General features: G+C 40.3%; 7 protein-coding genes and 1 tRNA gene. 3 read left to right on the forward strand and 5 right to left on the reverse strand.

Going from position 1 to position 5,512, the window contains the following annotated elements; all coding sequences use genetic code 11:
• Positions 1–146: 146 nt before the first annotated feature.
• A tRNA-Ala gene (locus EKC99_RS14925) sits at positions 147–219 on the forward strand.
• A gap of 33 nt (positions 220–252) precedes the next feature.
• Here EKC99_RS14925 and EKC99_RS14930 read toward each other — a convergent pair.
• Entirely contained in the window at positions 253–432 is a 180-nt protein-coding gene (locus tag EKC99_RS14930; RefSeq protein WP_009362208.1) for an H-type small acid-soluble spore protein, read from the reverse strand.
• 99 nt (positions 433–531) lie between these two features.
• Between EKC99_RS14930 and EKC99_RS14935 the strand changes: the two genes are divergently transcribed.
• Positions 532–1,503, forward strand: coding sequence for a potassium channel family protein (locus tag EKC99_RS14935; protein WP_163152608.1), 972 nt, complete (start codon positions 532–534; stop codon positions 1,501–1,503).
• Here the strand turns inward: EKC99_RS14935 and EKC99_RS14940 are convergent.
• From EKC99_RS14940 to EKC99_RS14950, 3 genes are all read right to left on the reverse strand, one after another.
• Positions 1,492–1,896 (reverse strand): YugN-like family protein, encoded by a 405-nt coding sequence (locus EKC99_RS14940; RefSeq protein ID WP_009362210.1) that lies wholly within the window; start codon positions 1,894–1,896, stop codon positions 1,492–1,494. The genes EKC99_RS14935 and EKC99_RS14940 overlap by 12 nt on opposite strands.
• Before the next feature lie 78 nt (positions 1,897–1,974).
• Positions 1,975–3,324 carry a glucose-6-phosphate isomerase gene (locus EKC99_RS14945; protein WP_041638934.1) on the reverse strand — a complete coding sequence of 450 codons (1,350 nt, stop codon included), beginning with the start codon at positions 3,322–3,324 and terminating at the stop codon, positions 1,975–1,977.
• Between the two features lie 110 nt (positions 3,325–3,434).
• The gene (locus EKC99_RS14950; protein WP_009362212.1) at positions 3,435–4,595 is read right to left on the reverse strand and encodes an iron-containing alcohol dehydrogenase; all 1,161 of its coding nucleotides are present in this window, start codon (positions 4,593–4,595) and stop codon (positions 3,435–3,437) included.
• Positions 4,596–4,724: 129 nt separating this feature from the next.
• Here EKC99_RS14950 and EKC99_RS14955 point away from each other — a divergent pair, with 129 nt between their 5' ends.
• Positions 4,725–4,958 carry a DUF378 domain-containing protein gene (locus EKC99_RS14955; protein ID WP_004892293.1) on the forward strand — a complete coding sequence of 78 codons (234 nt, stop codon included), beginning with the start codon at positions 4,725–4,727 and terminating at the stop codon, positions 4,956–4,958.
• Between the two features lie 9 nt (positions 4,959–4,967).
• Here EKC99_RS14955 and EKC99_RS14960 read toward each other — a convergent pair whose 3' ends face one another.
• Positions 4,968–5,312: a CvfD/Ygs/GSP13 family RNA-binding post-transcriptional regulator gene (locus EKC99_RS14960; protein WP_019417391.1), complete on the reverse strand. Its 345-nt coding sequence runs from the start codon at positions 5,310–5,312 to the stop codon at positions 4,968–4,970.
• Between the last annotated feature and the right edge of the window lie 200 nt (positions 5,313–5,512).

Raw genomic sequence — 5,512 nt, forward strand, 5'->3', positions numbered from 1 at the left:
AAAAGCGCTTACATATAACGATTTTATAAAACCATATATAACCAAAAAAATCGGTCGAGAAAAAAATCTCCCACAAAGTCTTGACTCAAACGATCTCTTAATATCGATTGACGAAGAAACAAAATGTTTTTACAATATAAACAAAAGGGGCATTAGCTCAGCTGGGAGAGCGTCGTGCTGGCAGCGCGAAGGTCACCGGTTCGAACCCGGTATGCTCCATCAAAAAACCCTTGCATCGCAAGGGTTTTTCTTTTACTCTTCTGTTAGTTCTTCTACTGGAACGATGTGACGTTCATGTTCCCGGCCACGCATATGTACGGTAGCTGTTCGATTCGCTTCATCGTACCCATCAATCCAAACAGATTGACCGTGATAACATACCCGAATATCATCTGGCGAAGAAACAATTTGTTTAATGCGATGCATATCCATCAGCGTCCCTCCTTTCGTTCATATTATTTTCTTTTGGAGAGAAAATATGTAAGAAATGACACCATCTCGTCTACAATAATAAAACAGGAGGGAAAATAGATGAGATGGTATGAATTTCTCGCTTCATATTGGCGACTTTCTCCACTGATACGAATCATATTCACCATTACAACAATTATCTGTTTATTCGGGATGATCATTCATGTCGTCGAGCCAAAAACATTTTTAACAGCATTCGACGGCATATGGTGGGCGCTCATTACAACAACAACGATTGGTTATGGCGACCTCGTACCGAAAACATTGGGTGGTAAACTTGTCGCTATCACTCTCATTTTGCTCGGTACAGCTTTTGTTTCAGCTTATTTTGTCACGCTATCTACAAAAGCACTTTCAAAAGAAAACGCTTTATCAACTGGGGAACTCCCTTATACAAAAGGGGGACATGTCATCTTAGTCGGATGGAATGAACGCATTCGCCAGCTACTTGCTCTCATGCCGCCCGACATTCCGTGTCTCGTGATCGATGAGACACTAAAACGTTGGGATGTTCCGAAACACGTTCATTTCATTAAAGGAAATCCGACGCATGACGATGTGTGGAAAAAAGCAAACGTATTTGAAGCCCGCACCGTCATTATTACTGCCAATCAACATAAAAACGAAACGGAGGCCGATTTAGCATCCATCGTCACCCTTTTAACAGTAAAAGCGCTTCATCCATCCGTGTATACGGTTGTGGAAATATTAACAACTACCCAAGTTGATAATGCAAAGCGCGCTGGGGCAGATGAAACGATTGAAACAAATAAATGGATCAGCTTCTTAATGACCAATTGCCTCTCATCTCCAAACATATTAAACGACGTCGAGCAATTCAAAAAACATCCAATCAAACGGTTGGCTATGCGCGACGAATGGAACGGGATGTCTTTTGCGTCAATGCTCATGGAATTAAAAAAAGAAGATATATTGCTTATCGGTGTCGCTAACAATCAACATGTTGTAATTAATCCACCGTCGCATACGATCATTCGGTCGACAGATGAACTTATCGTATTAGCGCAATAACCGTTCTTCTAAATCTTTGACGAGCGTTTTTGCCATAGCTACATATTGATCAGGTACCGTTGCATCGGGATCTTCTGGCTCAGAAAATTGATTAAATGATGCGTTTATATTCCCAATATGCACATTGTCATCTAAGCCACGCTGATATTTATGGCATAAGACGTATGGGCGCTTCAATTCAACCGTTGCCCCATATGAATCCAGTTGTCCATCGATCGCGACGAATGGAAGGCGTAAAAATTGGTACCCAACATCATCCGCCATCTTATAGTCGAACGAACCGTGATCGTAATCCCAATTTCCACCGATCACATAGCCGAGAGGTTTTAATTCCTGTTCTAACACATTTAATAAAAATGTTTTTCCTTCTAATGCAGATGGAATTTCAATCATATCGATCACTCCTCCTCTGTTTGTTATCATGCCCAAAAAAAGAGCTTTCCCTGCACCCAGGAAAAGCTCTTTTTTTCATTATTTCAATCGTTTTTCAAGCTCAGCCTTTTTCTCTTCGTATCCAGGTTTACCAAGAAGAGCAAACATGTTCACTTTGTATGCTTCTACACCTGGTTGATCAAACGGATTGACTCCAAGTAAATATCCGCTCATCGCACACGCTTTCTCAAAGAAGTAAACAAGGTAACCGAATGTATATTCATCTAATCGTGGTAGCGTTACAACTAAGTTTGGTACACCACCGTCTGTATGTGCTAACAATGTTCCTTCAAACGCTTTTGTGTTGACAAAGTCAACTGTTTTTCCTGCTAAATAGTTTAATCCATCTAAGTCGTTATCTTCTGCTTCAATCGTCAACTCATGACGTGGTGTTTCTACTTTTAATACAGTTTCAAACAAGTCGCGACGACCTTCTTGCACATATTGCCCTAACGAATGAAGGTCTGTCGAAAAGTTTGCAGAAGCTGGGAAAATACCTTTTTGGTCTTTTCCTTCACTTTCACCAAACAATTGCTTCCACCATTCAGCAAAATATTGTAACGCTGGCTCGTAGTTAATAAGCATCTCAATTGTTTTCCCTTTGTTGTATAGCACATTACGTACAGCAGCATATTGATAAGCAATGTTTTCTTCTAGTTCTGATTTACTGAAATCTTCGCGTGCTTGGGCAGCCCCTTTCATCATTGCCTCAATATCCGCTCCGCTTACGGCAATTGGCAATAAACCGACCGCTGTTAAAACAGAGTAACGACCACCTACATCATCTGGAATAACAAATGTTTCGTATCCTTCCTCTGTCGCTAACGTTTTTAACGCTCCACGCGCACGGTCTGTTGTTGCATAAATGCGTTTGCGCGCTTCTTCTTTTCCGTACTTTTCTTCAAGAAGTTTACGGAAAATACGGAATGCAATCGCTGGTTCTGTCGTCGTTCCCGATTTCGAAATGACGTTAATGGAAAAATCTTTTCCTTCCAGTAAATCCATAACATCGCGCATATATGTAGAACTAATGTTGTTGCCGACGAAAATAATTTGCGGTGTTTTTCGTTTTTCGCTTGGGAGCGCGTTGTAAAAAGAATGTTGCAACATTTCAATTGCCGCACGAGCACCAAGATAAGAACCACCAATGCCGACGACTAACAATACATCAGAGTCTTGTTGAATTTTTTTAGCTGCTTGTTGAATGCGAGCAAACTCTTCGCGATCATATGCGACAGGGAGATCAATCCATCCTAAAAAGTCGTTTCCTTGTCCTGTTTTCTCATGCAGAGCATGATGTGCCACTTTCACTGCATCACGCAAATACGTTAATTCATGTTCACCAAAAAAAGTCAACGCTTTTGAGTAGTCAAACTGAATATGCGTCATGTACGTTTCCTCCTCAATGATTGTATCCTCTTTCACTTTAGCGAAATAAATATCGAGAATCAAGTTCACGAAAACAATGTAAACGGATTCATTATGACATTTTTCGCACTTTACAATGAGGCTTGTAAAATCGCCATGACATCATCATCGTGTAACTTTTTAAAATTACCAAATGGGCCGAACGCCATTGCTTTTTCTACTATTATTGGCAATGATTCTTCACCGATATGATAATCTGCTAATCGACAAGGAGCACCTATGCTATTCCAAAACGCTCGAAGCTTTTCAATTCCTTCTAGCGCAATTTCCCGATCTCCTTTTCCTTCTGGATAAACGTCAAACACCCGAACAGCTAGCTGCTTAAAACGCTCCACATGTTCATCAAGTACATGTTTCATCCAATTCGGGAATAAAATAGCTAACCCACCTGCGTGTGGAATGTCATGCACTGCCGACACAGCATGCTCAATATTATGTGTCGCCCAATCACCGCGTAGCCCCATGCGTAAAATTCCATTTAAAGCCATCGTTCCACAATATAAAATTGTTTCACGATGATCAACATGTTGTAAATTTTCAATAAGTTTTGGAGCCGTTTCAATTACAGTTCGTAAAATGGACTCACACATACGATCTTGTAATGGCGTATTTGGCGCATGGTGAAAATATTGTTCTAATACGTGCGACATGATGTCAACAATGCCATACACTGTATGGTCTTTCGGAACAGTTGTTGTATAAACGGGATCTAAAATCGAAAATGTAGGAAAGACAGCCGGACTGCTCCAACCGTATTTCTCCTTCGTTTCCCAATTTGTAATAACAGAATTTGCATTCATTTCTGATCCTGTCGCTGCTAACGTTAATACTGTTCCTATTGGCAGTGCCCGTTGAACGGTCGTCTTTCGCGAAATAAAATCCCATGCGTCCCCATCATATAACGCCCCCGCTGCAATGGCTTTGGCACAATCAATGACACTTCCGCCTCCAACCGCTAAAATAAAATCAATGTTTTCTTGACGGCATATGTCAATCCCTTTTTGCACAGTAGATAAACGAGGGTTTGGTTCAACACCAGCAAGCTCAGTCCAAGACTTATTTAATGAACGCAAAATAGATATGACATCATCATATACGCCATTTTTCTTAATGCTTCCTCCGCCATATACGATTAAAATGCGTTCATACGAATGAAGTTCCTTTTTCAAATGTTCAATCTGTCCTCTACCGAAAATTAATTTCGTTGGATTATGAAAAACGAAATTTTCCATGTTTATCCCTCCTTCCTTTCATTATTTCCAAAAGAAACAAATAAGTAAAGAAAATTGCATTTTTTATGCATACTTCTCTTCCAATGATCCATTCTATAAATGAATACGATGTTTTAAAGGAGGATGAACATGAGCACGTTACAACGAATCGCACTATTGCTTACTGTTATTGGAGCGCTAAACTGGGGGCTCATTGGCTTTTTCCGCTTCGATCTTGTGGCAGCTATTTTCGGTGGTCAAGCATCGGCTTTCGCTCGCATTGTTTACGCTCTCGTCGGAATTGCTGGGCTCATTAACCTTGTATTGCTGTTTAAACCGACGGAAGAACTCGGACGTACAGAACCAAAAATGTCGAGAACATAAACGTACAACTCACCGATCATTCGGTGAGTTGTACGTTTTTTTCGCTTCAGCAATCCATTTTTCTAGTTGCATTTTTAACGGTTGAAATCCTAAAGGGGTTTCGATATTCGTTGTGTCATGATCAACATCACGCAACGATAAGCTAATTCGCTTCGTTTTTTCATCGATCGCGATAATTTTTACCCGAACACATTCTCCTACATCCACATAATCATAAATATTTTTTACATACCCGTCTGTAATTTCTGAAATATGAATGAGTCCTTGAGTTCGTTCATCAAGCGATACAAATATCCCATATGGCTGTATTCCCGTCACAACACCCGTAACAATCGCACCTTCCTTCCACTCCAAATGAAACACTCCTCGTTTTTTGAAAAATTGTAACATAATTCACTGAAAAAGTGTTAATTTTGTGCACGAGGATAAATAGGAACATGGTATGATAAATATGTAAACGAATGGTAGCGTCAAAAAATCTATGAAAAGTCATCACGGGCTACCTTTTGAAGGGAAATAAAGGGGATGGTGGAATCGGATTCGCCCTTGACCAA

Origin of the sequence: Anoxybacillus sp. MB8 (genome assembly GCF_011006755.1) — a bacterium.
GTDB lineage: Bacteria > Bacillota > Bacilli > Bacillales > Anoxybacillaceae > Anoxybacillus > Anoxybacillus gonensis.